We start from the raw sequence: 25,943 nt of genomic DNA, 5'->3' as shown, positions 1-25,943 counted from the left end.
GCGCGGCCGGGAATCAGGTGGTGACCTTCGTAGACTTGGCGGCGCGGTAGATGTCGGTCGGGTCCCACACGGCGCCGTGACGCCGCCGCGGCTTGCCGTTGGAGGTCTTTTCGGCCTTCACGCGCGGCGTGGCGATGCGCTTCGCCGGGGCGGGCGGCGGGGCGGGCGCCGCGGCGGCGCTGTCCTCCTCCTCCCGCGGGTCGCCCAGGTGGGGCGACAGCGAGCCGAGCAGGGACAGCATCTCGTCGGCCACCGAATCCGGGGCGGCGCGCCACAGCCGCAGCAGGCGGGCCTCCCGCCGGCTGATCACGCTTTCCGCCACGGGACCGCCGTCCACGCCACGGGGCGGGCGGAGCGGCGCGTGCGGGTCGTCATAACAATCGAAGAAGAAGCTGACCGGAATGTCAAGCACTTGTCCCAAACGATAAAGCGTTCCCGCGGAAATGCGGTTCGACCCGCGCTCGTATTTCTGGACCTGCTGAAACGTCAGGCCGATCGCCTCGCCGAGTTTTTCCTGGCTCATGCCCAGCAAGGTGCGGCGCATGCGTACGCGCTGCCCGACATGCGCATCGACAGACCAGGATTCCGGCGATCCGCGCCGCCCCCTCTTTCGCGCCGTTGGTTCACTCATCGCCCCGGCACTCCAATGCTTTCAAACCAATGTGTTGGACTTTCGAATCATCGCCGCATTGTTCACACATCGCTTGAAAACGGGCAAGCGAAATCTTGGATGATATTGTTTCGTGTCCATGCGAAGACAGAACATAATCGGATATGGTACAAAAGTTATCCCGAAAATCCGGAAAAGCGCGTTTGTTTCCTTCCAAGTCTCGCTGAAGTTGCGAAACCGTCCGCCGGCCACGACGCATCCCGTTGCCGCCGCCACTATTTGACGGCGTTTTTCGGGCGGTATTCGCGGGGCACCGGGCACGGCGGCAGGTCTTGTGGCTGCATGATGAGCGTTGATTGAAGATGGGCGGAGATTTTTCGCGACAACTCAGGCCTGGAAACGCTTTGATAATCAAATTCCGATAGTTGGCATCTCGTCGTATGCGCGCCGGTCTCCATCGCGGGGCCGGGGCGGCTCCGGCGGGGCGGGGCGACCCGCCGCCGGGCAGCAGCCAGGGGAACAGGTCGATGCAGGAAGGCAGTCTCGCGGGGCGCTATAAGGTCGGAACCCGCATTTACTTCGGGTTCGCCGTTGTGTTGGTCCTGCTTGCGGTGGTCGTCGCCGTGGGCGTGGCGGGGCTCGGCACCGTGCGTGACGCGTTCCGCTCCTACGCCACGGTGAGCAGCCACTCGCTGCAAATCTCCGACATCGACGGCAACGTCGCGCAGATGCGCCGGCTGGTCGTGAACTTCAACAATTCCGGCGACATGGCCGTGGCGGAGCAGGTCCGCAAGGTGCAGTCCGGCCTGTCCAGGCAGCTCCGCGCCGCGCTGGAGGGTGCTGTCGGCGAACGGCGCGCGGCGCTGGAGCGGATGGCCCAGCTGTTCGACGGCTACGTCGCCGACTTCGGCAAGCTGGTCGAACTGCGGCAGCGGCGCGACCGGCTGTACGACGACCAGCTCGTCCCGGCGGGCGAAAAGGCCCGCGACGTGATGTCGCAGCTGGCCGCCGGCCTGATGGCGGACGGCGACATGGAGGCCGCGGCGCTCGCGGGCCAAGCGCAGGAGCGGCTGCTGCTGGCCCGCCTGGCCGCCTCGCGCTTCTTCACCAGCCCCAGCGAGAAGGCCGCCGCCGAGGTGTCGGCCCGCAACGACGCCTTCAACGGCGTGATCCGCAAGCTGGGCGACCGGCTCGCCAACCCGGCGCGCAAGCGCATGGCCCAGGACGCCGACCAGCTGTCCGACCGTTACGTGCAGATCTTCCGCGACACGGCCACCGCGATGACCGAGGGCGCCCGGCTGATCGACTCCATGGCGGCCCGCGGCGCGGAGTTCGCCGAGATGACCGACCGCACGGTGGCGAGCGAGACGAAGGACCGCGAGGCGGTTCTGGCCGATGCGGAGGAGAGCCTGGAGCGCACCTTCTCCGCCAACCTTTCCATTGCCGGCGGCGCCTTCCTGTTCGGGCTGCTGCTGGCCTGGGCGGTGGCGCGGTCGATCGTGAAGCCGGTCACGGCGATGACCGGGACGATGACGGCGCTGGCCGGCGGCGACCTGGGGGTGACGATCCCGGCGCTGGCCGACCGCGACGAGATCGGGCGGATGGCGCAGGCGGTGCAGGTGTTCAAGGAGAACGCCATCGAGAAGAAGGCGATGGACGAGGCCGAGCGCGCCCGGCTGGAGCAGGAGCGCCGCGAGGAGGAGGCCAAGCGGGCCCGCGAGCAGGCCATCGGCGAGGAGATCGCCCAGCTGATCGACGGCGTGTCCAAGGGCGACCTGTCGCGCCGGCTCGACCTCGCCGGCAAGGACGGCTTCTACAAGACCATGTCGCAGGGCATCAACCGCCTGACCGACACGGTGGAGGCGGTCATCGCCGACCTCGGCGCCGTGCTCAGCGCGCTCGCCCAGGGCGACCTCAACAAGCGCGTCGAGCGCGACTACCAGGGCGCCTTCCAGACCCTGAAGACCGACGTCAACGCCACCTCCGCCAAGCTGTCGGAGATCGTCGGCCAGATCCTGCGCGCCACCGCGGCGATCTCCGCTGCCGCGTCCGAGGTGTCCATGGGCTCCAGCGACCTCGCCGAGCGGACGGAGCAGCAGGCCTCCTCGCTGGAGGAGACGGCGGCGAGCATGGAGGAGCTGGGCGCCACCGTGCGCTCCAACGCCGACAACGCCCAGCGCGCCAACAGCGTGGCGTCGGAAGCGCGCAACTCCGCCGAGTCGGGCGGCGCCGTGGCGGGGTCGGCGATCGAGGCGATGCGGCGGATCGAGGACGCCAGCCGCAAGATCACCGACATCATCGGGGTGATCGACGAGATCGCCTTCCAGACCAACCTGCTGGCGCTGAACGCGGCGGTGGAGGCGGCGCGGGCCGGCGACGCGGGCCGCGGCTTCGCGGTGGTGGCGCAGGAGGTGCGCAACCTCGCCCAGCGCTCCGCCCAGGCGTCCAAGGAGATCAAAAGCCTGATCCTGGACAGCGACAGCCAGGTGCGCGACGGCGTCGACCTGGTGAAGAAGGCCGGCGACGCGCTGGGCGGCATCGTGTCGGGCGTGCAGCAGGTCGCCGGCCTGATCGCCGAGATGGCCGCGGCCTCCTCCGAGCAGGCCTCCGCGCTGGACGAGATCAACGCCACCGTCTCGCAGATGGACGAGATGACCCAGAAGAACGCCGCGCTGGTGGAAGAGACCACCGCCGCCGCCCAGTCGCTCGCCAGCCAGGCGGGCGACCTGCGCGCGCTGGTCGGCTTCTTCAAGTTGGACACGGTGGCGGTGGAGGCCGCGCCGGCTCCGGCCACGCCGACGCTGCGCCGCGCCATTGCGCCGACCCGCCCGCCGGTCCACACGTCTCCGGCCCGCCGTTCCGCCGGTGCAGCGCTCCAGCGCGCCGCCGCGGACGAGGACGACTGGAAGGAGTTCTGACCGGCAGCCCTTCCTTTTCACCGGACGAACGACCAGTTAGGATATACATCGGATATCCGGAGGCTGCCGTGCAAGTTCAGATTTCGCGTTGGGGCAACAGCCTCGGCCTGCGCATCCCGAAGGACATCGCCGGGCGCGTCGGGTTGTCCGACGGCAGCCGGGTCGACGTGGAGGCGGAGGGCGACCGCATCGTCATTTCCGTGGCCCGCCCGCGCTACGCGCTTGCCGAACTTCTGGCGGGGATGACGCCGGACACCATGCGCGACGCCTTCGACTGGGGGCCGGACGCCGGCCGCGAGGACGTGCCGGAATGACCTACGAGCCGGACGCCGGCGACCTGATCTGGACCGATTTCGACCCGCGCACCGGGCGGGAGCAAGGCGGCCGCCGGCCGGCGCTGGTCCTGTCGCCGGTCGCCTTCTGGCAGGCCTCGGGCTTTGCCATCGTCTGCCCGATCACCTCCCGGATCCGCCCCTTCGGGACGAGCGTCGTACTGCCGGACGGGCTTCCTCTGTCCGGCGAGATCCTCACGAGCCACGTGCGCAGCATCGACACCTTGGCCCGGCCCGTCATTCCCGTGGGCGCCGCGGTGCCGGCGTCGACCTTGGAGGATGTCCGGGCCAAGCTGGCGGTGCTGATCGGCCTCTGACCCAGGAGCGGGGATACTGGCCGTGGCTGATACAGCCTGTCACGCAGCGCTTTCCAGCCCTGATGGCGATGTCCGACCGGCCTTGTCGGGCTTAACGGCTCGTTAAGGAACTGGTTAACGCCGTATTAACGACGTTTCAGGACCGTAACAGGGCGGATTCGCGGCGGCTGCGTGACGCACTGTATCGGGCCTCACCCGCCGCTGTCGGACGGGGGCTGGAAGCGTGGGTGCCAGGGGCCGCCGGGCTTGGCGAATCCTTCGATCCGGTCACGCAAATTCTGTATTTGCGACGGGGTGAGGGACCGGCCGTACTGCGCCTTCAGGGCGGCGGCCAGCGCGCCGCGGGTCGGGCGCTCTCCGCTCGCGGCCAGGGCGCGGTAGACGACGAAGCCTTCGACGTAGCGGTCCAGCGCCTCCGCCCGGCCGCGCAGCTGCGCGGCCTGCGGCGTGCCGGCCTGCTCCAGGAAAGCCGTCAGGCGGGCGCGCGCCTCCTCCGTCGTCAGGGCGGGCAGGGGGGCGGGCGGGCTCGGATCCCGCTCCGGCTGGCCGATGGCCGCCTTGGCGCGCCGCCGGCGCTGGCGCTCGCGCTCGTCGGTGCGCAGCCGCTCCGCGTAGGACGGGTCGGCGTGCCGCCGTTCCGTCCGGACGCGGTTGGCGCGGGCGTTGCGCTCCGCCCGGCGCGTCTGCGCCGCGGGATCGCCGAGCAGGAAGGCCAGCTCGTCCGCCGTCAGGCGGACGGAGTCGGGCGTGGGGGAAGGGTCCGGGTCGTCGTCGCGCACCATGCGGGGGACAACGCGTGCGGCCGGCCTTTTCGTCCGGCGGTCCCTCCAAAGTCACAGGACGTCGCCGTCCGGGCGGGTTCGCGCGCCCGCGGCGTAGAACCGTCACGCCGATTTCATTCCCCTCCGCCCCGGCGGGTCGTGCTAGAGAGTGGCGCCTGACACAACCTTGTCGTCGCACTCTTGTCTTCACAGCATACGGGAACCCGCCGGCCATGACCCCCAGGCAAGCCCTCCAGCAGCGCCTCGCGGCCCTGGACGCGCACCTCCGCGCGGAGAACCCGAACCTTCTTCCGGTCATCCCGACCTTCCGCAAGTTCGACCGGCTGCTGGCCGGGCTGGGCGTGCTGGGCCGGCACGAATCCCTGACCACGCGCATTCCCTGGTGGCCGATGATCGCGGTGCTCGGCACCTTCTCGGCCGGCAAGTCGACCTTCCTGAACGGCTACCTCGGCGCGCCGCTGCAGAACACCGGCAACCAGGCGGTGGACGACAAGTTCACGGTCATCTGCCACGGGCCGGAGACGCGGCGCGAGGCGCTGCCCGGCACCGCGCTCAACGCCGACCCGCGTTTTCCCTTCTACCGCATCGCCGACGAGATCGAGAAGGTCGCGGCCGGGGAGGGAAAGCGCATCGACAACTATCTGCAGCTGAAGACGCTGTCCGGCGAACGGGCGCGCGGCAAGATCTTCATCGACTCGCCGGGCTTCGACGCCGACGACCAGCGCCGCTCCGTCCTGCGGCTGGTCGACCACATCGTCGAGCTGTCGGACCTCGTGCTGGTCTTCTTCGACGGTCGCCACCCGGAACCCGGCGCGATGCAGGACACGCTGAAGCATCTGGTGGCCAAGACGGTGGACCGCGCCGACGCGCGCAAGGTCTGCTACATCCTGAACCAGATCGACACCACGGCTAAGGAAGACAACCTGGAGGCCGTGTTCGGCGCGTGGCAGCGGGCCATCGCGCAGGCCGGGCTGGTGTCCGGCCGCTTCTACGCGATCTACGACGGCAAGTCGGCCGTCGCCATCGAGGACGAGGCCGTGCGCGCCCGCTACGAGGCGCGGCGCGACTCCGACCTCGCGGAAATCCAGGAGCGCATCAACGAGGTGGAGGTCGCCCGCGCTTACCGCATCGTCGGCATGATCGACAGCCTGGTGAAGGAGCTGCGCGGCGAGGTGGTGCCGCAGCTGACCGCCGCGCTGAAGCGCTGGCGCAAGCTGGTGCTGATCGGCGACGCGGTGTGGACGGTCCTGCTGGTCGCGCTGTTCGGCGGAATCGCCAGCCTCGTCGGGTCGGACACGGTGCCGGCCTTCCTGTCCTGGCTGGGCGAGGCGCGGCCGGCCTGGGCCGCCGGCCTGCCGGTGCGCGGAATGGTCGCGGCGCTGCTGGTCGGCGGGCTGTTCGCCGCCGGTCATCTCTGGCTGCGCGCCTTCGCCGCACGCCGCGTCGCCCGCACCCTGCCGGAGCGGTTCGGCGACGTCGACCTGAACCTGCGCGCGGGATTCCTGCGCAACACCCGCTTCTTCCGTTCGATCTTCCGCAAGCGTCCGGCGGGCTGGGGCGCCGGCGCGGAAAAGCGGATCTTCGGCATCCGCGAGGCGGTGGCCGAGCATGTGCAGCGGATCAACGACATCTATACCGACCCCGCCGGCAAGCGGATGAAGGCGGCGGAGAAGGCCGCGGCCGCGGCGGAGTGAGACGGTCCGCAAGGATTTGGGTGAGATTAGGCGCCCTTTATTATCGGTACGCGAAGGGAAACGGCCGGTGTCGCAAGTGACGCCAAGGTGAAACCGCTTTACAGGCCGGGGCTGCCTCGCTACACGTCGCGGGCGTTACACGGCGTGGACTGAATGGGCGCGGGGACGGCAGGCGGGGGCGGGGGCAACAGGGGATGCGGGCGCGGGAGAGCTTGGGCGGGCGGATTCGGGGCCGGTGGACGCGCGGGATGCGGGCGGTCCTGGCGGCGCTGATGCTCGTGGCGACGGCCGGCCCGGCGCGCGCGGCTCTGCTCGATTCCGGCCTCGATCTCGTCACCGGCAACGACTTCGCCCCCTTCACCGGCGAGACCCTGCCCCACGGGGGCATGCTGACCGAGGTGGTGCTGGGCGCCTTCAAGGCGGTGGGCCTCGGCTACGAGGTCCGCTTCATGCCGTGGAAACGCGGCTACGACGGGGTGGTGGCCGGCAAGTATCTGGGCAGCTTCCCTTACGTGCGCACGCCGGAGCGGGAGTCGGAGGTGCTGTTCTCCGACCCGCTGATGGAGGTGCGGCAACTCGTCTACCTCTCCGCCCGGACGCCGATGGAGTTCCGCACCCCCCAGGACTTCAAGGGGCATTCGGTCTGCGCGCCGGTCGGCTACGCGCTGCCGACGGAACTGACCGCGATGGTCGCCAACGGGGATCTGGTCCGGGAAAGCCCGGCCGACCTGCCGGCCTGCGTGCGCATGGTCGCGACCGACCGCGTGGACGCCTTCATCATCGACGAGTTCACCGGCCAGGCCGCCGTCGCCAACGTGGTGGCGGAGCGCGACATCCGCGTCGCCGACCAGCCCTACGCCCGCGTCGGGCAGCATCTGGTCCTGTCGCGCGCCAACCCGGAGGCGCCGGCGGTGATGGCCGCCTTCAACTCCGGCCTGAAGAAGCTGAAGGAGTCCGGCGCCTTCGAGGAGATCGTCAAGCGCCACCTCGGCCACAGCCGGTGATGAGGGGCGGGGAGGGTGCCGGTGGGGCGACTTTTGCCTTCCGGACAGCGTCGAAGGGGGACAATCGCCGCAATCGGGCGGAACGACGGCCCATCGGCATTGCCTGTCCGTCGCAAAGTGCTATAAACGCGCGGTCTTGATCTTGGAAAAGGGGCGTGGCCCGTGGCCATCGACGCGTCCGTTCTGGTCCTTAACGGGCCGAACCTGAACATGCTGGGTGTGCGCGAACCGCACATCTACGGCTCGATGACGCTTGACGACCTGGAGGCCGCCTGCCAGGAACGCGCCGAACAGCTGTCGCTGGTCGTCGATTTCCGGCAGTCGAACCACGAGGGAGAACTCGTTTCCTGGATCCAGCAGGCGCGCACGGAACATGACGGCATCGTCATCAACGCCGGCGCCTACAGCCACACCTCCGTCGCCATCATGGACGCGCTGATCCTGTCCGAGCTGCCGATCGTCGAGGTGCATCTCTCCAACATCTACAAGCGTGAGGCCATCCGCCACCACTCGCACATTTCCGCGGTGGCCAAGGGGATGATCTGCGGCTTCGGCCCGCACGGGTATCTGCTGGCGCTGGACGCCATGGCGAATATCCTCGAGCGCGACTAAGGAACACGGGAATTACGAACACCATGGCAAGCTTCGACATCGACGGCGATCTGGTCCGCAAGCTCGCGGATCTCCTGCGTGAGACGGGCTTGAGCGAGATCGAGTTTGCCGAGGGCGAGAAGCGCATCCGCGTCACCCGCCCGACCGCCGCCCAGGCCGTCGCCGTGCACGCTCCGGTCGCGGCCGCCCCGGCCCCGATCGCCGCCGCCGCTCCGGCGGGCAAGCCGGCCAGCCATCCGGGCGCCGTCACCTCGCCGATGGTCGGCACCGCCTACGCGGCGCCGGAACCGGGCTCGGCCCCCTTCGTGCGCGTCGGCGACACGGTAAAGGCCGGCCAGACCGTCCTCATCATCGAGGCGATGAAGGTGATGAACCCGATCAAGGCTCCGCGCGGCGGCACGGTGTCGGAGATCTTCATCTCCGACGGCCAGCCGGTGGAGTTCGGCGAAGTCCTGATGATCATCGAGTGAGCGGGGACCATCCCTTGGCGATGTTCGAGAAGGTCCTGATCGCGAACCGTGGTGAGATCGCGCTGCGCATCCACCGCGCCTGCCGCGAGATGGGCATCCAGACCGTGGCGGTGCATTCCACCGCCGACGCCGACGCCATGCACGTCCGCCTGGCGGACGAAAGCGTGTGCATCGGCCCCGCGTCGGCCCGCGAAAGCTACCTGAACATTCCGGCCATCCTGTCGGCCGCGGCGATCACCGGGGCGGACGCCATCCACCCCGGCATCGGCTTCCTGGCCGAGAACGCCCAGTTCGCGGAGATGGTGGAGGAGCACGGCTTCGCCTTCATCGGCCCGACGGCGGAGCACATCCGCGTCATGGGCGACAAGGTCACCGCCAAGAAGACGGTGATGGATCAAGGCCTGCCGGTCGTTCCCGGCTCCGACGGCCCGGTCCCGACGCTGGAGGAGGCGGAGAAGGTCGGCCGCGAAATCGGCTACCCGATCCTGATCAAGGCGGCGGCCGGCGGCGGCGGCAAGGGCATGAAGGTGGCCCGCAACCCGGACCAGCTGAAGGAAGCCTACCAGCTGGCCCGCGGCGAGGCGCGCGCCGCCTTCGGCAACGACGAGGTCTACATCGAGAAGTACCTGGGCAAGCCCCGGCACATCGAGATCCAGCTCCTCGGCGACGAGCACGGCAACTGCGTGCATTTCGGCGAGCGCGACTGTTCCGTGCAGCGGCGCCACCAGAAGGTGATCGAGGAGGCCCCGTCGCCGGCGCTGAACGCCGAGCAGCGCGCCTTCATCGGCGACCTGGCGGCCCGGACGGCGGCGGCCATCGGCTACCGCGGCGTCGGCACGATGGAGTTCCTGTTCGAGGACGGGCAGTTCTACTTCATCGAAATGAACACCCGCCTGCAGGTCGAGCACACGATCACCGAGATGATCACCGGCATTGACCTGGTGCGCGAGCAGATCCGCGTGGCCACCGGCGCCCCGCTCGGTTACGGCCAGTCGGACATCCGCTTCCAGGGCCATTCGATCGAGTGTCGCGTGAACGCGGAGAACCCGGACACCTTCCTGCCGTCGCCGGGCAAGATCGACGGCTACCACGCGCCGGGCGGCCTGGGCGTGCGCGTCGATTCGGCGCTGTACGACGGCTACCGCATCCCGCCGCACTACGACAGCCTGATCGCCAAGCTGGTCGTCCACGGCACGACGCGCAACGAGTGCCTGATGCGCCTGCGCCGGTCGATCGAGGAATACGTGATCGGCGGCGTGGACACGACGCTGCCCCTGCACCAGCGCATCATCGCGCAGCAGGACTTCATCGACGGCAACTACGACATCCACTGGCTCGAACAGTTGATGGCGAAGAAGTGAGTCTTTCTGACCAAAAAGCCCCTCTTCTCCGCGTGGGAAGAGGGGCTTTTTGTTTGTCGGGGATGAACCACAGAGACACGGAGACACAGAGTTTGATGATTCTCTGTGTCTCCGTGCCTCTGTGGTTCAATTCCTTGGTTGTCAAGGCTTCAGCACGACCTTCATGCACTCGTCCTGCTTGTCGTTGAACACCTGATAACCCATCGGGGCGTCTTCCAGGCGCAGGCGGTGGGTGATGATGAAGGTCGGGTCGATCTCGCCCTTCTGGATGCGCTCCAGCAGGTGGTGGTGGTAGCGCTGGACGTGGGTCTGGCCGGTCTTGATGGTCAGCGACCGGTTCATCACCGAGCCCATCGGGAACTTGTCGACGAAGCCGGCGTAGACGCCGGGCACCGACACCACGCCGCCGTTGCGCACGGCCATGATCGCCTGGCGCAGGGCCACCGCCCGGTCGCTTTCCAGCATCATCGCCTGCTTGGCGCGGTCGTAGGCGCCGGCGAGGCCGAGGCCGTGCGACTCCATGCCCGAGGCGTCGATCACCGCGTCCGGGCCGCGCCCGCCGGTCATCTCCATCAGGGCGTGGTGGACGTCGTTCTCGGCATAGTTCAGCGTCTCGGCCTTGCACTTCTCGCGGGCCATGCGCAGGCGGTACTCGAAGCGGTCGATGCCGATCACGCGCTCCGCCCCCAGCAGGAAGGCGCTGAGGATGGCGAACTGGCCGACCGGGCCGCAGCCCCACACGGCGACCGTGTCGCCCCGCTGGATGTCGCACTGCTCCGCGGCCATGTAGCCGGTCGGCAGGATGTCGGTCAGGAACAGGACCTGCTCGTCGTCCAGCTCGCTCGGGATCTTCAAAGGCCCGACGTCGGCGTAGGGCACGCGCGCGTACTCCGCCTGGCCGCCGGGGTAGCCGCCGAGCAGGTGCGAATAGCCGAACAGCCCGGCCGGCGAATGGCCCCACAACTCCTCCGCCATCGCGGCGTTGGGGTTGGAGTTCTCGCAGACGGAGAAGAGGTTGCGCTGGCAGGACAGGCAGCTGCCGCAGGAGATGGGGAAGGGGACGGTCACGCGGTCGCCGACCTTCAGCTTCTGCACGCCCTTGCCGACCTCCACCACCTCGCCCATGAACTCGTGGCCGACGATGTCGCCGGGCTGCATGGCGGGGTTGAAGCCGTTGTAGAGGTGCAGGTCGGAGCCGCAGATCGCCGTCGAGGTGATCCGGACGATGCAGTCGTGGGCGTTGAGGATCTTCGGGTCCGGAACGTTCTCGACCCGCATGTCCTTCTTGCCGTGCCAGCAGTTCGCCTTCATGGCCGTGATCCTCCTGTCAGCGGCCCGAGTTGGCCGTTTGGGTGTGGGCCGGTTGGGTGAGGGCCGGTTGGGTGTGAGAAGGCCAGGCTTGCGCCGGGTGGGTGAGGGCCATGGAGCCCTCGGCCACCGTGACCTCGCCCGTCTCCAGCACCTGCTTCAGGCGGCGCAGGTCGTCGCGCACCTGCATCTGCGGCTCCTCGCCGAACAGCTTCGCCCCGATGGCGCCGACGATGCCGCCGGGCGGGGTGTAGCGCATATCCACGCGCAGGATCGTGCCGCGGTCGCCCGGCGCGCGTTCGAAGCGCACCTCGCCGCTGTTGTCGACGTCGGCCCCCTCCAGCGAACGCCAGCAGAGCCGCTGGTTCGGCTGGTCCTCGGTCACCTCGGCGTCCCATTCGACGGTGCGCCCGGCGGGCGCCTTGGCAACCCAGTGGGAGCGGCGGTCGTCCTGGACGTCCACCCGCTCCAGATGGCTCATGAACCGCGGCAGGTTCCGGAAGTCGCGCCAGAAGGTGTAGATCTCCTCCGGGCTGCGGTTGATCGCCACGGTCTGGCGGACGTCGATGTGGCGGCTCCACAGGCGGTTGGCGCCGTGGGACTGGCTGTCGCCGTCCTGCGCCATGCGCTGGCCGCACAGCACGTCGAGCGCGGTCACCCCGGCGACGGCCGCCGCGGCCGCCGCGATCCGGTTCGGCTGCGACTCGTGGGAACGCAGGTTGTTGCCGAGGAAGGCCAAATCCATCAGGTCGCCGCCGACGCGCGCCCACATCCAGCCGGATTCGCGCGGCTGCGCCAGAATGCCGACGCCGTTGGCAAGCTCGCGCATGCCGAAGGCGCGCAGCATGCGCCGGTTCGAGTCGTCCTCCGGGATGCCGATCAGGCGCGCGACGGCGTTGGGCGCGGTGAGTTCCGCCAGCCCCAGGCCGATGCTGAACCACCCCAGCGCGCGCGACAGCCCCTCGTCGCCCGCCTGTCCGCTGTTGCTTCGTCTGCCGTCATCCCAGCCGCGCGGCTGGTGCCTGCGGTCCTGGCCGCGGGCGTGCCGTGCTTCTTGCGTTGCCATTGTGGCCTCCATCGAACCGGTGTTGATCGGGCGATCCCGACCTACCGGTCAACCGGCGGAGGCCGGCGGCGTTCCTCATCTTTTGGCCAGATGGCGGCGGCCCGGACGCTTACCGGGTTGCGGTGAGGACGGCGTCGCGGCGGCAGCGGTCGACGATCCGGGACCCGCAGGGCATGAAGCCCAGATCCTTGTTCATGCAGATCCGGACCTCCGCCACGTCGCGCTTGGAGCAGACGACGGCGACCGACTCCGGCGCCAGGCCGGGGTTGGCCTGGACGAAAAGCCGCTCCACCTGCATGGCGGGGACGGACAGGTCGGGGTCGGGCGATTGCAGCGGTTCGGGAACCTTGATCTTGGCGTAGGCCTCGCGCAGGCGGGTGAAGTAATCGGTGGCGTTCAGGCCGCTGCAGGTGCCGTGCTTGGCCCATTCGTAGACGATCAGCCCGACGCTGGGCATGATGGGCATCATCTGGTCCACCACGGCCTTGGGAACGCTGCGGTCGCGGGTGCAGTTGGCGGGGTAGCCGCCGTCGGCGTTCTGCGGCCACAGGCCGTGGACGACGAAGCCGAACTTGCGGTCCATGCCGCACTGGTCGGGATCGGACGACCCCTTGGCTTTCGCGCAGAAGGCGGGTGACCAGGACAGCGTCAGGACGTAATAGTCGAAGGCACCGGGCTCCGCCCGGCGCTGCGCCCAGGACGTGCCGGTCGCCGACAGGAGTGCAACCGCCGCGAGGGCGATGGCCGACAGAACCTTCCGCATGACGTGACTCCCCCAAAAGGCTCGATTGAGCGTTGCATACCATGGTGGGCGGCGCCTGTCGCGCGGAAGTGGATCCGTCGGGGCGTCCCCATGATCGCCGTTGCCGGTGGGCGGGGTCGAACGGATATAGTGTTGACGATGATCGACCTGTCCGCACCGCTGCTTCTGCGCGCCTACGCCGCCGGCATCTTTCCGATGGCGGAGAGCGCCGACTCGGAGGAACTGTACTGGTTCGACCCGGAGCGGCGCGGCATCCTGCCGCTGGACGGCTTCCACGTGCCGCGCAAGCTGCGCAAGACCGTGCGGCGCAGTCCATTCGATCTGCGGTTCGACAGCGACTTCCGCGGGGTGATCGAGGCCTGCGCGGAGCCGACCCCCGACCGTCCGAAGACCTGGATCAACGCCGACATCCTGCGGCTCTACACCGACCTGTTCCAAATGGGCTGCGCCCACAGCGTGGAGTGCTGGAGCGGCGGCCGGATGGTCGGCGGGCTCTACGGCGTGTCGCTGGGCGGCGCCTTCTTCGGGGAGAGCATGTTCAGCCGCGTGACCGACGCCAGCAAGGTGGCGCTGGTCCATCTGGTGGCGCGGCTGCGGGCGGGCGGCTACCGGCTGCTGGACGCGCAGTTCGTGACCGAGCACCTGAGCCAGTTCGGCGCGCAGGAAATCCCCCGCGCCGAGTATCGGCGCCGCTTGGCCGCGGCGCTGGCCGTGGAAGCCGACTTCCGCGGCGTCGACCAGGACCGCGCCATCGCCGGGCTGCTGGGCGGAGAGGGGTGAGGCCCGAAACGTTGTCGCGCGGTCAGTTGTCCGCGCAGCTGAGGACCCAGACGTCGTAGATCGGGTGCTCCATGGCGGAGAGGGCGGGGCTGGAGGCGAACATCCAGCCGCTGAAGATGGCCTCCGCCTGCTCCCCGGGCTTGTTCTCGACCACCTCCAGGAAGGCGGCGGCCTCCGGCGGTTCCACCGGCGGGTTCTCCTTGCAGGCGCGCAACGTGATGCGCAGGCTGCCGAGCAGCTTCGTCTCGCCGACCGCGATGGTGAAGGTGGTGGTGCGGGCGGTGATCTTGTCCAGGCCCTGGAGCTTGGCGGCCGGGCGGTTGACCATCTCCTCCGGCACCGGGGCGGCGCCGGGCGTGCCCTGGGCGCAGAAAAGCGCGGCCACGAGGGCCGCGCCGAACAGGCTCTTGCCGAAACGGTTCTTCAGGTTCGTCACGTCGGATCGCTTCCGTGCTGTCGAACGGCGCGGGGGATGCCCGCTTGCCTTCTAACCCGCCAGCCTTCTAACCCGGAAGCGTGCCGCCGTCCACTAGAGTGGACCGTGACCTGCGCGGTCTCACTGGGCTGCGCTGCCGCCGGCGTTGGGGGTGGTGCCAGTGGCGCCGGTCGTGGTGTCGGCCGGGGCGGTCGTCGTGCCGCCGGCCGTGCTGCCGGAGGTGCCGGCCGGGCCGGGGTTGGTCGTGGCCGGAGTGGTCGTCGTACTGCGGTTCGCCGCACCCGTCGTCGCGTCGTTGCGGGTCGTCGTCTGCCGCGTCGTCGTCGTTTTTTGGCCCTGGACCTTCTTCGAGTCGGACGTGCCGTTGCCGTAGCGGTCCTCGACCTTCTGCGTCCCGGCGCCGACCCCGGCGCCCACGCCGGCACCGACGACCGCGCCGACCGGGCCGCCGACGACCGCGCCGGCCGCAGCCCCGCCGAGAGCGCCGCTCCCCGCTTTCTCTTCCGTGTTGGTGCCGCAAGCCGCGGCGAGCAGACTGAGACCAAGCACCGCCAGAACACGCGCCTTCATCTTCGGTCCCTCCTGTTTATCGCGAATTGCGGAGGAAACGCCGGCGCGTGTGGTTGGTTCCTGCATCTGAGACGAGCAAAGGGGCCTTTCGGCCCCTTTTTTCGTCGTCGTGGCGATCCTGCACCGGACGGCAACGCCATCGGCGGGCCGGGATCACATCTTCGGGTTCTCGCCGGCCGGGGGCGGCGGCTGTTCGCCGGCCTGGCCGCCGGGCTTGCTCATGTTCTGCAGCGAGAAGATGACCTGGCCCAGCAGCTGCTCGATGCCGGGCGTGCTCTGCGTGTATTCCACGCGGCCGTTCGGCTTGATCATGTCCGGCTCCCCGCCGGGCTCCAGCGCCAGGAACTTGCCGCCGAGCAGGCTTTCCGAGGCGATGAGCGCCGCGGTGTCCTTGGGCAGCTTGATGTCCGGGTGGATCGACATGTGCACGACCGCCTGATAGCTCTTGGGGTCGAGCGTCAGCTCGGTGACCGAGCCGACCTTCACGCCGCTGATGCGCACGTCCGCGCCGGCCTGGAGGCCGGAGATGCTGGAGAAGTTGGCGGTGATCTCGTAGCCGTTCACCTTGCGCAGGTCGGCGCTGGTGTAGGCGAAGGCGAGAAAAAAGCCGGCTACGGCGAGGACGACCCCGCCGAGCACGGTTTCGATCACGTTGCGGCGCATGCGAATTTCCTAAGGAGACGCGGCTGACGGTGCGTGCCGGCGGCGTCTCAGCTCGGCGTCCAGGGTTCGTAGTCGCCGGTGGCGGCCACGCGCTGCCCGCCGGCATACTGGTGCCCCGGCGGCCGGTAAGCCTGCAGCGAGCCCGACTGGTTCGGGATGTGCTCCTTCTGCCAGGGCTTGTGGAACTGGCTGTTCCCCTCCGGCAGCGGCTCCTTGGTGGTGTGGTGGAGCCAGGCGTGCCATTCCGGCGGAACCTTCGACGCGTCCGGTTCGCCGTTGTACAGCACCCAGCGGCGCTCCTTCACGCCGGGATGGGCGCTCTTGGCGCGGTAATAGACGTTGCCGAAGCGGTCGGTGCCGACCTTCGTGCCCCGGCGCCAGGTCACAAACCGGATGTGGATGTTCGCCATCCAGGTGATCAGGGAGATCTTCTCGCTCATCGTCGCTCGCGGTCGGAAAGGCTGTGCGGCCCAAGGGAATAGGCCCCAACGGAATAGCTGAGTCTTAACGCGGGCGGCACTATGACACCGCAATGCACCCGCGTCCACAGACTCTGTGGCGTTTTTCCTGCATTGGAAGGGCGGAATCAGGCGATGCGGCGGTCGGTCAGCAACAGGCGCAGCGCGAAGCCCAGGAACAGCACGCCCGCGACGCCGTCCAGCACCGCCTTCACCCGCGCGCTGGCCAGGACCTTGCGCGCCGCCCCGGCGCTGAGCGCCGACACGCCGAGCAGGTAGGCGCAGCCGAGCCCGGCCAGGATGGCGCCCAGAACGAAGGTCTGCACCGCGACGTGGCCCAGTTCCGGCGCGACGAACTGCGGCACGAAGGCGAGGTAGAACAGGATGACCTTCGGGTTCAGCAGGTTGGTCAGCAGCGCCTGGAGGAAGACGCGGCTGGCCGGCGCCGATTCGGACGCGATGGCGGAGGCCCCCTTGTCCGCCCGGGCCGCGCTGAGCGCGCTCCACAACGCCCGCGCGCCGATCCAGCCGAGGTAGGCCCCGCCGGCGTAGCGCAGCAGGTCGAACAGGGCGGGGGAGGCGGCGATCAGGGCCGAAATGCCGGCGGCGGCCAGGGTGGAGTGGACGAGGTTGCCGACGGTGATGCCGATGGTGGCGACGACCCCGGCGTCGCGCCCGTCGGTGATGCTGCGCGACAGGACCAGCAGCGAATCCGGCCCCGGCGCCAGGACCAGGACGATCGCGGCGATCAGGTAGAGCTGCACGAGGTGCGGGTCGAGCGGCAGGGCCATGGCGGGAAACCTCTCAAAAGAACCTGTGATGGAACGCGGGGCTTGCGGTCAGTTGGGCCAGCGCCGGTGCACCCACAGCCATTCGGCCGGGCGCTCCCGAATCCATTGCTCCAACAGATGGTTCAACCGCTCCATCAAAATTCGCACATCAGCGTTGCGGTCGCCCGTGGCCGGCGGCTCCACCGGGGGCAGGACGGTGATGCGGAAGCGCGCGCCGCCCAGCCGTTCCGTCCGCGCCGGCACCAAGGGGATGCCGAGCCGCAGCGCCAACTGCGCCGCCGCCGGGGCGGTCATGGCGTCGCGGCCGAAGAAGGGGACGGGAATGCCGTCGTTCATCTTCTGGTCGATCAACATGCCGACATGCCCGCCCTTCGACAGGACACGGAGCAGGGTCCGCGCGCCCTCCGCCCCCTTGGGGATGTGGGTGCCGCCCGCGGCGCTGCGTAGATCGATCAGGAGCGCGCCGACATAGGGGTTGTTGGGCGCGCGGTAGACCCCCGCCAGTTCCACCCCCATCTTGCGGGAGGTGACGGACTGCACCTCCCAGTTCGCGAAATGGCCGGAGACCAGGATGCCAGCCTTGCCGTCCTCGCGCAGGGCGTCGATGTGCTCCGCGCCGATCACCTCCACCCGACCGCCGGGGCCGAAGCCGCCGATCTCGTCCAGGTGCGGGTATTCGGCGATGACGCGGCCCAGATTGTCCCACATGCCGCGGAGGATCGCGTCGATCTCCGCGCGCGGCTTCTCCGGGAAGGCGCGCTCCAGGTTGCGGCGCGCGGTGCGGCTGCCGGGAAGGAAGGGGCCGACCGTGCGGCCGATCCGCCCGCCGAGCGCGGAGGCCGCGTCGAGCGGCAGGGCGCGGAACAGGCCGGCGATGCCGAACACGAAGGCCGCCTCCAGCGGGTAGCCGACCCGGCGCAGCAGCCATTTCGCGAGGGGGCCGCGGGGCTTAGCCATGGGACGCTCCGCCTTCGATAAGCCGGTCCAGAAATCGGTCCAGCAGCGCGGGATCGCGCCACGCCGCCCGCACCGGCACCACGCGGACCAGCGTGCGCAGCTCGTCGGACAGGCGGGCGGCGTCCTTGGCGGTGGTCACGGGCACGGCGCCCAGCATGGCGGCGCGGTCGACCAGGGCCATCACCTCCTCCGGCCGGTAGGGGTGGTGGTCGGCGAAGCCGACCCGGTCCACGACGTTGGCACCGAGATCCTCCAGCGTGGCGAAGAACTTCTCCGGCCGGCCGATGCCGGCGAAGGCCAGCACGGCGCGGCCGGCGAGCGCGCGGGACTCCGGCGCGGGCTCCAGCCAGGCGTGCAGGACGGGCAGCGGGCGGGCGGAGGCGGCGGCGATCTGCGCCTCGACGCCGGTCCTATCCTCGCCCAGCACCACCACGGCGTCGGCGCGGGAAAGGCCGCGCGCCACCGGCTCCCGCAGGGGACCGGCGGGGACCAGCCGCCCGTTGCCGAAGCCGACGGCCCCGTCCACCACGACCAGCGACAGGTCCTTGGCCAGCGCCGGGTTCTGGAAGCCGTCGTCCATGACGATGGCCGCCGCACCACCCGCGACGGCGGCCCCGGCCCCGGCGGCACGGTCGCGCGCCACCCAGCAAGGACCATGCGCGGCGAGCAGAAGCGCCTCGTCGCCGACGCCGGCCGCGTCGTGGTGGGCGAGGTCGACCAGCAAGGGGCCACGCTCCCGCCCGCCGTGGCCGCGGGTCAGGAAGGCGGGCTCGATCCCGCGCGCCTTCAAGGCCTCGGCCACAGCGATGCAGACCGGAGTCTTGCCGGCGCCGCCGGCCACGAGGTTGCCGACGCAGAGCACCGGCGCCGCCGCGCGCGCGGGCTGGCGCGTGGCCATGCGCAGCCGGCCGGCGAGGCCGTAGAGCGTCCCGATGGGGGACAGTGCCCAGGCCAACGCCGAATCCGCAGGGCCAGCCGTGCGGTACCAGAAGCCCGGAGTCCTCATGTGACGGTCCTCATGCGGGGGGCCTCATGCGGCGGACCGGATTCCGCCGGCGCCGAGGACGGGGTCGAGGACCTCCAGCGCGCGGTCGACGATGCGGCGGTTGCGGTCGGTGACGCTGGCCGCCCCCGCGACGATGCGCCCGCGCGCCTCGTGGTCGGCCAGCAGGCGCCCGACCGCCTCCGTCAGGGCCGCGGCGTCGGCCAGGGGCAGGGCGCCGCCGGCGCTCTCCAGCTGGCGGGTGATCTCGTCGAAGTTCCACATGTGCGGCCCGTACAGCACCGCGCAGCCGAGCTGCGCCGGCTCCACCGGGTTCTGCCCGCCGTGCGGCACGAAGGAGCCGCCCATGCACACCACCGGGGCCAGCCGGTAGAACAGGCCAAGCTCCCCCATCGTGTCGGCGATGTACACGGCGTCCGTGGTGTCGGGCAGGGCGCCTTCGCTGCGGCGGGACGCCGCGAGGCCGCGGGCCCGCATCAGGGCGGCGATGTCGGCGCCCCGGTTGGCGTGGCGCGGGGCGATGATGGTCAGCAGGCCGGGCAGGCGGGTGGCCAGTGCCTCGTGCACCGCGGCGGCGACCTCGTCCTCCCCCGGGTGGGTGCTGGCGTGCAGCCACACCGGCCGGCCGGCGCAGGCCTCCCGCAGGGCGGCGAGCTGGTCCGGGCGGGCCGGCGGCGGCTCGGCCGAGAATTTCAGGTTGCCGACGCTGGCGACGGCGCGGGCGCCCAGCTTGCGCAGCCGCTCCGCGTCGCCCTCCGACTGGGCCAGCGTGACCTGGAAGGTGGACAGCAGCGGCGTGATCAGGCCCGACGCGTAGCGCCAGCGCGCGAAGGAGCGTTCCGACATGCGCGCGTTGACCAGCGCCGCGGGGATGCCGCGCGACCGCACGGCGGCCAGCAGGTTCGGCCAGATCTCCGATTCCGTCCACAGCACCACGTCGGGCCGCCAATGGTCGAGGAAGCGGTTCACCGCGTCGGGCAGGTCCACCGGCACATATTGATGGATCGCGCGTGCGGGCAGGCGGCGCCCCATCAGCTGCGCCGAGGTCACGGTCCCCGTCGTCATCAGCACGGTCAAGTCTGGCGACCGGTCCAGCAGGCGGTCGACCAGCACCAGGACCGAGTTGGCCTCCCCCACGCTGGCGGCGTGGATCCAGGCGAGCCGGCCGGCCGGGCGGGTCCGCGAGGCCGCGCCGAACCGCTCCGCCTGGCGGGCGGAGTCCTCCTTGCCGGCGGCCCGGCGACGGTCGAGGTAGAGACGCACCGCCGGCCCGGCAAGGGTCGTCAGGCCGCGGTAGAGGGACTGCAACATTCGGGTCGAAACGCCATCCGAAAAGCACAAGCGGCCGGTTTCCCGGCCGCGGACCCCACCACTTTAGCACGGTGCCTTGTGGCAGAGGTAAGGCTTTGCGCGGTGACCGGCGCGACCGCTCGGCCTAGTCCTCGACCAAGCCTCCCTGGTACCGTTGCATAACGGTGTATGTCGTTTTTGGGCAAATCCAGGGCGCCCGGCGTTACGTACAAAGAATTTAGAGTTTTATACAGATGCGCGGTCACGGTCCGGCGATGATCGGGGACCGCACCGCGCGCGCAACGGGGGGATGAGGCGGATGGTGGCGGGGGACCAGGATCGCATGAGCCAGGAGAAGCGGCTTCATGCCTTCAACATCACCGAGGGGGACATCGTCCTCCTCGGCAGGAACGCGGAGTTCGCCGCGCGCCGACTGCCCGCGCTGCTGGAGCAATGGCATGGGTCGTTCGAAGCCTGGCCGGAAATCCAGGCCGCGCTGAAGACGCCGGAGGTGCACCAGGTGCGCTTGGCGCATTGGGCGCGGGTGGCGTCCGGGCGGCTTGGCGACGGCTTCCTGGAATCGGCGCGGACGCTGGCGCAGGCCTTCTACGACAACGGGGTTCCCGGCTACGCCGTCGCCATCTGCCATCACACCGTGTCCAGCGGGATCATCCGGGAGCTTGGCTTGGCGGATGTGGGCGCGAGGCGCGGCTCCTCCCTGTTCGGCGGCCGGAAGGAGGCGGACAAGGCGGCGATGCGCGAGGCGCTGAGCCGGGTGACCTGGCTCGACCTGGAACTCCTGCTGGAGACCTACGCGGCGGCGGAGCAGGACAGCAAGCGCGCCATCCTGCACGGGCTCGCCGACAGCCTGGAGGGCAGCATCAAGTCCATCGTCGGCAACACCGTGGCCGCGTCGGACGATATGAGGGCCCACGCCGAGCGCATGTCGCAGATCGCCGCGGCGACCAACAGCCAGTCGCTGGAGGTGGCATCGTCCGCCCAGCAGGCGTCGAGCGCCGTCCAGACCGTCGCGTCGGCGTCCGAAGAGTTGACGGCGTCGATCGGCGAGATCAGCCGCAACGTCGCCCAGTCCTCGCAGATCGCCCGCTCCGCGGTGGAGGAGGCCGACCGCACCAACGGCACGGTCAGCGGGCTGGTGGACGCCGCGCAGAAGATCGGCGCCGTGCTCCAGCTGATCACCAACATCGCGTCGCAGACCAACCTGCTGGCGCTGAACGCCACCATCGAAGCGGCGCGGGCGGGCGAGGCCGGCAAGGGCTTCGCGGTCGTGGCGCAGGAAGTGAAGAACCTCGCCAACCAGACGGCCAAGGCGACCGAGGACATCTCCGCCCAGATCGCCGGGATGCAGGACGCGGCGCGCAGCTCCGCCGACGCGATCAAGGGCATCGGCACGACGATCAGCCGCATCAACGAGATCGTCGCCACCGTGGCGGTCGCGGTGGATCAGCAGACGGCCGCCACGCAGGAGATCGCCCGCAACGCCCAGCAGGCGGCCGGCGGAACGGAGGCGGTCACCCACACCATCGACCGCGTGACCAGCGCCGCGTCGGAGACCGGCGCCATCGCCGGCGAGGTGCTGGGCGCCGCCGACGGCCTGCACCGCCAGGCCGACCGGCTGCGCGAGAGCGTGGACGACTTCCTGCGGCGCATCCGCGCGGCGTGAGGTTTTCTTGCCCCTCTCCCTGCGGGGCAGGGAGAGGGGCAAGGATGCAGCTCAGCCGAACGGCTTCAGGTTCGACAGGAACTGCTCCGCCGAGCGGCGCCAGGAGTAGCTGAGGGCGTAATCGCGGCAGCGCTGGGCGGGGATGGTCAGGGCGGTCTCAATGGCGCGCTTCAGGTCCTCGTCCAGGCAGCCGGCGCCGGAGCCGTCGACCACGTCCAGCGGGCCGGGCACCGGGTAGGCGGCGACCGGCACGCCCGAGGCCAGCGCCTCCAGCAGCACGAGTCCGAAGGTGTCGGTGCGCGAGGGGAAGACGAAGACGTCGGCCTCCGCGTAATGGCGGGCCAGCTCCTCCCCATGCTTGGCGCCGGCCCAGACGACGTGGGGGTATTTCTGCTGAAGCTCCGCGCGGGCGGGGCCGTCGCCGACCACCATCTTGGTGCCGGGCAGGTCGAGCCGAAGGAAATCCTCCAGGTTCTTCTCCACCGCCACGCGGCCGACATACAGGGAGATCGGGCGGGGGACGTTGAGGAAGCCCTTCGCGCGGGGGCGGAACAGCTCCGTGTCCACGCCGCGGGTCCAGCGCCGGATGTTGCTGAAGCCGCGCGCCGCCAGATCGTTCTCGATCGACGGGGTGGCGACCATCACCGCCGAGGACGGCTTGTGGAAGCGGCGCACCACCGCGTAGCTGAGCGCCAGCGGCACCGGCGCGCGGTCGCGCACATATTCCGGGAAGCGGGTGTGGTAGGCGGTGGTGAAGGGTTTGCCCCGCTTCAGGCAATAGCGCCGCGCGGCGAAGCCCAGCGGCCCTTCCGTCGCGATGTGGATGCAGTCGGGCCGCAGCGCGTCGATCATCGACCAGAGCCGGCGCCCGGCGCCGAGCGCCAGCCGGATTTCCGGGTATGTGGGCATGGGCACGGTGCGGAAGCGGTCGGGGCCGATGACCTCCACCCGGTGGCCCATCGCCTCCAACTCGGCGCGCACCGTGCTGATGGTGCGCACCACGCCGTTGACCTGCGGCAACCAGGCGTCGGAGACGATCAGGATGTTCACGCCGCCGCCTTCGCCGCCGGCTTCGTCTCGGGCTTGGGCAGGGCCTTCACCGACGACCGCCGGCGGATTTCCGCCGCCCAATCGATGATTTCCAGCCGGCCGCAGGGGTGTTCGACCAACGCGGTGCAGGATTCGACCCAGTCGCCGTCGTTGCAATAGAGGATCCCTTCCATGTCGCGCATTTCCGCGGTGTGGATGTGCCCGCAGATGACGCCGTCCACCTTGCGCCGCCGGGCCTCGTCGCCCAGCGCGTCCTCGTACTGGCCGATGAACTCGACCGCGCTCTTGGCCTTGTGCTTCAGGAAGGCGGACAGCGACCAGTAGTCGAAGCCCAGCTTGCGCCGCGCCCAGTTGAACAGCGTGTTCGCCTGGAGCAGGACCACGTAGGCGTTGTCGCCGACGAAGGCCAGCCATTTGGCGTATTTCACGACGACGTCGAAGCGGTCGCCGTGCGTCACCAGGAAGCGCCGGCCGTCGGCGGTGACGTGGACCAGCTCGTCGACCACATGCACCCCGCCAAATTGCAGCCCGACATAGTCGCGGGCCGCCTCGTCGTGGTTGCCGGGGATGTAGTAGACGTGCGAGCCCTTGCGCGCGCGCCGCAATATCTTCTGGACCACGTCGTTGTGCGCCTGGGGCCAGTACCAGGTCTTGCGCAGGCGCCAGCCGTCGACGATGTCGCCGACGAGGTAGAGGTATTCGGATTCGTGGTGCTTCAGGAAATCCAGCAGGAACTCCGCCTTGCACCCGCGGGTTCCCAGGTGGACATCGGATATCCAGACGCTGCGGTACCGCGTCACCTCGGCTGAGGCGCTCATGCCCCACTCCCTCGTCGTTGAGACAAGATGTAGTCAAGACGGGGTCCGTATAGCCACAGATGTCGCTATTGACAATCCCTCCCGTACGGCGCAGGAAGTGCTGTCGGTGATTTTAAGAAGACTTCTTGCTGTTGTCGTAATGCTGAAACGACCCCGTATTAATTCTGTCATTGGCGCGTAACAATGAATGCGCCTTGGAACGAAAGGGCTGAATTGTTGCTGACCGTCTCCGCCACGGCGCCCTGCCATCCCGACTCCGCGCCATTCCTGCGGCGGCGGTTCCTGGTGATCCACAATCCGGTGGCCGGCGCGTGCCGGGCGCGGCGCCTGCGCGCGGTGCTGGACGCACTCGACCAGCGCTTCGCGGCGGAGGTGACCGTCCAGGGGACCGGCGGGCGCGGCGACGCCGAGGCGATGGCCCGCGCGGTGGCGCCCGGCGCCTACGACGCGGTGGTGGCGGCCGGCGGCGACGGGACGATCAACGAGGTGGTCAACGGGCTCGGCGCGCGCGGCGGGATGCCGCCGGTGCCGCTGGGGATCGTGCCGCTGGGCACCGCCAACGTGCTGGCGCAGGAACTGGGCCTTCCCTTCGACGTGGAGGGGATGGCGTCGGTGCTGGCGGAGGGGGCTCCGCTGCCGGTGCATCTGGGCGTGGCGAACGGGCGCTGCTTCGCGATGATGGCCGGGACGGGGCTCGACGCTCAGGTGGTGGAGCGGGTGGACCCGCGGCTGAAGCGCCTGATCGGCAAGGGCGCCTATGTGACGGAGACGCTGGCGCAGCTCGCCGCCTACCGGGACACGCGCTACCGGGTGACGGTGGACGGCGTGGTGGAGGAGGCGGCGTCGGTGATCGTCGCCAAGGGGCATTTCTACGCCGGGCGATTCGTCTGCGCGCCGGAAGCCCGGCTGTCCGACCCGCGCCTGCACGTCTGCCTGTTCCCGGGGGCGGGGCGGTGGAACGCGGTCCGCTACATCTGGGGGGTGACCGCGGGGCGGCTGCCGCGATTCCCCGACTACCGGATCGTGCCGGCCGAGCGCGTGACGATCGAGGGGCCGGAGGGCGACGCGGTGCAGGGCGACGGCGACGTCATCGCGCGCCTGCCGGTGGAGATCGCGCTGGCGCCCTGGACGCTGCCGATGCTGGTGGGGGCCGTCTGAGTGCTTCGCTTCGCTTATCCCTTCCTTGCAACAGGCCACGCCCTGGTCTCCTCGGCTAAATCGATTGGAGTATGGGCGTTCGGGGCCGGGCGCCTTTAGCGTGAGCGGAATCGGCGGCTCATGGCCGTTGCGGGTGAGGGAAAAGCAGAATGCGCAAGCATCGGATCGAACGGGCCGCACTGGCGCTGCTGGCTTCGCTCGCCGTGGCGAGTCCGGCGTTGGCGGACAAGCCGGACTGGGCTGGAGGAGGTCAGGGCGGCGGTCATGGGAAGGGCCATGGAGCGGCCTCGGCCGATGACACCGGCCCAGGCAATGGTCACGGAAGCGGCCACGGAAAGGGACAGGGCGGAGGCAAGCGCGAGAGTGGCGGTCCTGGCGGCTCCACGGTTGTCGTGAGCCGCACCGACGTGAACGTCATCCGCACCTATTTCGTGGATCACCCGGTCGGGGCGTCCGCTCTGCCGCCGGGCATCGCGAAGAACCTCGCGCGCGGAAAGCCCCTGCCGCCGGGCATCGCCAAGAAGATGGCGCCCATCGAACTGCGCCAGCGGGTTCCGGTCTGCATGAACGGCTGGGAATGCATCCTGGCCGGCGCCGACATGCTGATCCTCGACGCCGTGCACGGCACCATCGCGGACATCGTCCGCAACGTGGTGCGCTGACGCTCGGGAAGGGGCGGTAGGGCGAAGGGACGCAGGGGCGGGCGCGGGGCGCCGGTTGACAGGCGGGGGCGCCGACCCCACTATTCGGCTAGGAGGACGGGGGCTGCTACCCCCATCCTCCAGGCCCGATCTTAGGTCAGGAGATCAAGCAGCCGCTTGATCAGGTCCAGGACCAGGATCAGGAGAGTGAGGAGTTCTCGCATCCTCGTACCCTCCGTTGTGCGGCGGGAGTGGTGGACCACCCGCCACCCCGTACGCACCGGCATTTCGCGCGACGCGGGAGGGGCGCGCAACACCCACACGCATGCATGATGATTTGCCGCACCCTGTCAGGTGCGCAAAGGCCGCGTGAGCGGTGGTGACGAGGCGCCCCCGAAGGAGCGCCC

Annotated in this window: 27 protein-coding genes; 12 read left to right on the top strand and 15 right to left on the bottom strand. The window is 69.8% G+C overall.

The window, feature by feature from the left end; genetic code table 11:
• Positions 1-13 precede the first annotated feature (13 nt).
• Positions 14-544, bottom strand: coding sequence for a helix-turn-helix domain-containing protein (locus J2851_RS36735; protein ID WP_425514319.1), 531 nt, complete (start codon positions 542-544; stop codon positions 14-16).
• Positions 545-1,137: 593 nt separating this feature from the next.
• On the opposite strand from J2851_RS36735, the gene J2851_RS23110 reads away from it, so the two are divergent.
• From J2851_RS23110 to J2851_RS23100, 3 genes are all read left to right on the top strand, one after another.
• Positions 1,138-3,528, top strand: a complete 2,391-nt coding sequence (locus J2851_RS23110; RefSeq protein WP_209769178.1) for a methyl-accepting chemotaxis protein — start codon at positions 1,138-1,140, stop codon at positions 3,526-3,528.
• Positions 3,529-3,596: 68 nt separating this feature from the next.
• Positions 3,597-3,842: an AbrB/MazE/SpoVT family DNA-binding domain-containing protein gene (locus J2851_RS23105; protein WP_209769177.1), complete on the top strand. Its 246-nt coding sequence runs from the start codon at positions 3,597-3,599 to the stop codon at positions 3,840-3,842.
• Complete coding sequence (locus tag J2851_RS23100) at positions 3,839-4,177, top strand: type II toxin-antitoxin system PemK/MazF family toxin (protein WP_209769176.1); 339 nt, start codon at positions 3,839-3,841, stop codon at positions 4,175-4,177. The genes J2851_RS23105 and J2851_RS23100 overlap by 4 nt, the downstream gene beginning before the upstream one ends.
• 191 nt (positions 4,178-4,368) lie before the next feature.
• Here J2851_RS23100 and J2851_RS23095 read toward each other — a convergent pair whose 3' ends face one another.
• Positions 4,369-4,959 carry a hypothetical protein gene (locus J2851_RS23095; protein WP_209769175.1) on the bottom strand — a complete coding sequence of 197 codons (591 nt, stop codon included), beginning with the start codon at positions 4,957-4,959 and terminating at the stop codon, positions 4,369-4,371.
• Positions 4,960-5,171: 212 nt separating this feature from the next.
• Between J2851_RS23095 and J2851_RS23090 the strand changes: the two genes are divergently transcribed.
• From J2851_RS23090 to accC, 5 genes are all read left to right on the top strand, one after another.
• Entirely contained in the window at positions 5,172-6,653 is a 1,482-nt protein-coding gene (locus J2851_RS23090; RefSeq protein WP_209769174.1) for a dynamin family protein, read from the top strand.
• A 248-nt stretch (positions 6,654-6,901) separates the two neighbouring features.
• Complete coding sequence (locus tag J2851_RS23085) at positions 6,902-7,657, top strand: substrate-binding periplasmic protein (protein ID WP_246500869.1); 756 nt, start codon at positions 6,902-6,904, stop codon at positions 7,655-7,657.
• A 162-nt stretch (positions 7,658-7,819) separates the two neighbouring features.
• Positions 7,820-8,269: a type II 3-dehydroquinate dehydratase gene (aroQ, locus tag J2851_RS23080; protein WP_209769172.1), complete on the top strand. Its 450-nt coding sequence runs from the start codon at positions 7,820-7,822 to the stop codon at positions 8,267-8,269.
• Between the two features lie 23 nt (positions 8,270-8,292).
• Positions 8,293-8,739, top strand: coding sequence for an acetyl-CoA carboxylase biotin carboxyl carrier protein (gene accB / locus J2851_RS23075; RefSeq protein ID WP_209769171.1), 447 nt, complete (start codon positions 8,293-8,295; stop codon positions 8,737-8,739).
• Positions 8,740-8,759: 20 nt separating this feature from the next.
• Positions 8,760-10,100, top strand: coding sequence for an acetyl-CoA carboxylase biotin carboxylase subunit (accC, locus tag J2851_RS23070; RefSeq protein ID WP_209769169.1), 1,341 nt, complete (start codon positions 8,760-8,762; stop codon positions 10,098-10,100).
• Positions 10,101-10,241: 141 nt separating this feature from the next.
• Here the strand turns inward: accC and J2851_RS23065 are convergent, their stop codons facing one another.
• The 3 genes from J2851_RS23065 to J2851_RS23055 form a co-directional block, all read right to left on the bottom strand.
• A complete protein-coding gene (locus J2851_RS23065) occupies positions 10,242-11,411 on the bottom strand; it encodes a zinc-dependent alcohol dehydrogenase (protein WP_209769168.1) in 1,170 nt (389 codons plus the stop codon).
• A gap of 16 nt (positions 11,412-11,427) precedes the next feature.
• Entirely contained in the window at positions 11,428-12,474 is a 1,047-nt protein-coding gene (locus J2851_RS23060) for an SRPBCC family protein (protein ID WP_209769167.1), read from the bottom strand.
• Between the two features lie 109 nt (positions 12,475-12,583).
• Positions 12,584-13,237, bottom strand: coding sequence for a ribonuclease T2 family protein (locus J2851_RS23055; RefSeq protein ID WP_209769166.1), 654 nt, complete (start codon positions 13,235-13,237; stop codon positions 12,584-12,586).
• Positions 13,238-13,375: 138 nt separating this feature from the next.
• Between J2851_RS23055 and aat the strand changes: the two genes are divergently transcribed.
• Positions 13,376-14,017: a leucyl/phenylalanyl-tRNA--protein transferase gene (gene aat / locus J2851_RS23050; protein ID WP_209769286.1), complete on the top strand. Its 642-nt coding sequence runs from the start codon at positions 13,376-13,378 to the stop codon at positions 14,015-14,017.
• 22 nt (positions 14,018-14,039) lie between these two features.
• Here the strand turns inward: aat and J2851_RS23045 are convergent, their stop codons facing one another.
• The 8 genes from J2851_RS23045 to J2851_RS23010 form a co-directional block, all read right to left on the bottom strand.
• Positions 14,040-14,453 (bottom strand): DUF2155 domain-containing protein, encoded by a 414-nt coding sequence (locus tag J2851_RS23045; RefSeq protein ID WP_307420167.1) that lies wholly within the window; start codon positions 14,451-14,453, stop codon positions 14,040-14,042.
• Positions 14,454-14,573: 120 nt separating this feature from the next.
• Positions 14,574-15,023, bottom strand: coding sequence for a hypothetical protein (locus J2851_RS23040; RefSeq protein ID WP_209769165.1), 450 nt, complete (start codon positions 15,021-15,023; stop codon positions 14,574-14,576).
• A gap of 153 nt (positions 15,024-15,176) precedes the next feature.
• Entirely contained in the window at positions 15,177-15,686 is a 510-nt protein-coding gene (gene mlaD, locus J2851_RS23035; RefSeq protein WP_209769164.1) for an outer membrane lipid asymmetry maintenance protein MlaD, read from the bottom strand.
• Positions 15,687-15,733: 47 nt separating this feature from the next.
• On the bottom strand, positions 15,734-16,126 hold the full coding sequence (locus J2851_RS23030; RefSeq protein WP_209769163.1) for an NADH:ubiquinone oxidoreductase subunit NDUFA12: 393 nt from the start codon (positions 16,124-16,126) through the stop codon (positions 15,734-15,736).
• A 146-nt stretch (positions 16,127-16,272) separates the two neighbouring features.
• Positions 16,273-16,935, bottom strand: coding sequence for a LysE family translocator (locus J2851_RS23025; protein WP_209769162.1), 663 nt, complete (start codon positions 16,933-16,935; stop codon positions 16,273-16,275).
• Between the two features lie 48 nt (positions 16,936-16,983).
• Positions 16,984-17,892 carry a lipid A biosynthesis lauroyl acyltransferase gene (locus tag J2851_RS23020; RefSeq protein ID WP_209769161.1) on the bottom strand — a complete coding sequence of 303 codons (909 nt, stop codon included), beginning with the start codon at positions 17,890-17,892 and terminating at the stop codon, positions 16,984-16,986.
• A complete protein-coding gene (gene lpxK, locus J2851_RS23015) occupies positions 17,885-18,898 on the bottom strand; it encodes a tetraacyldisaccharide 4'-kinase (RefSeq protein ID WP_209769160.1) in 1,014 nt (337 codons plus the stop codon). Before lpxK ends, J2851_RS23020 begins: the two co-directional genes overlap by 8 nt.
• A gap of 24 nt (positions 18,899-18,922) precedes the next feature.
• Positions 18,923-20,206 carry a 3-deoxy-D-manno-octulosonic acid transferase gene (locus tag J2851_RS23010; RefSeq protein WP_209769158.1) on the bottom strand — a complete coding sequence of 428 codons (1,284 nt, stop codon included), beginning with the start codon at positions 20,204-20,206 and terminating at the stop codon, positions 18,923-18,925.
• A 322-nt stretch (positions 20,207-20,528) separates the two neighbouring features.
• Between J2851_RS23010 and J2851_RS23005 the strand changes: the two genes are divergently transcribed.
• Positions 20,529-21,869: a globin-coupled sensor protein gene (locus J2851_RS23005; protein WP_246500868.1), complete on the top strand. Its 1,341-nt coding sequence runs from the start codon at positions 20,529-20,531 to the stop codon at positions 21,867-21,869.
• A 51-nt stretch (positions 21,870-21,920) separates the two neighbouring features.
• On the opposite strand, the gene J2851_RS23000 is transcribed toward J2851_RS23005, so the two are convergent.
• Complete coding sequence (locus J2851_RS23000) at positions 21,921-22,919, bottom strand: glycosyltransferase family 4 protein (protein WP_209769155.1); 999 nt, start codon at positions 22,917-22,919, stop codon at positions 21,921-21,923.
• The gene (locus J2851_RS22995) at positions 22,916-23,737 is read right to left on the bottom strand and encodes a UDP-2,3-diacylglucosamine diphosphatase (protein WP_209769154.1); all 822 of its coding nucleotides are present in this window, start codon (positions 23,735-23,737) and stop codon (positions 22,916-22,918) included. Before J2851_RS22995 ends, J2851_RS23000 begins: the two co-directional genes overlap by 4 nt.
• Positions 23,738-23,953: 216 nt before the next feature.
• Between J2851_RS22995 and J2851_RS22990 the strand changes: the two genes are divergently transcribed.
• Together J2851_RS22990 and J2851_RS22985 are read left to right on the top strand one after the other, a co-directional pair.
• The gene (locus J2851_RS22990) at positions 23,954-24,895 is read left to right on the top strand and encodes a diacylglycerol/lipid kinase family protein (RefSeq protein WP_246500867.1); all 942 of its coding nucleotides are present in this window, start codon (positions 23,954-23,956) and stop codon (positions 24,893-24,895) included.
• A 149-nt stretch (positions 24,896-25,044) separates the two neighbouring features.
• Positions 25,045-25,557, top strand: a complete 513-nt coding sequence (locus J2851_RS22985) for an anti-virulence regulator CigR family protein (RefSeq protein ID WP_209769152.1) — start codon at positions 25,045-25,047, stop codon at positions 25,555-25,557.
• Positions 25,558-25,943: the final 386 nt, after the last annotated feature.

The organism is Azospirillum rugosum (assembly GCF_017876155.1).
In the GTDB taxonomy this organism is placed as follows: domain Bacteria; phylum Pseudomonadota; class Alphaproteobacteria; order Azospirillales; family Azospirillaceae; genus Azospirillum; species Azospirillum rugosum.
This window is presented reverse-complemented; position numbering and strand designations above follow the sequence as displayed.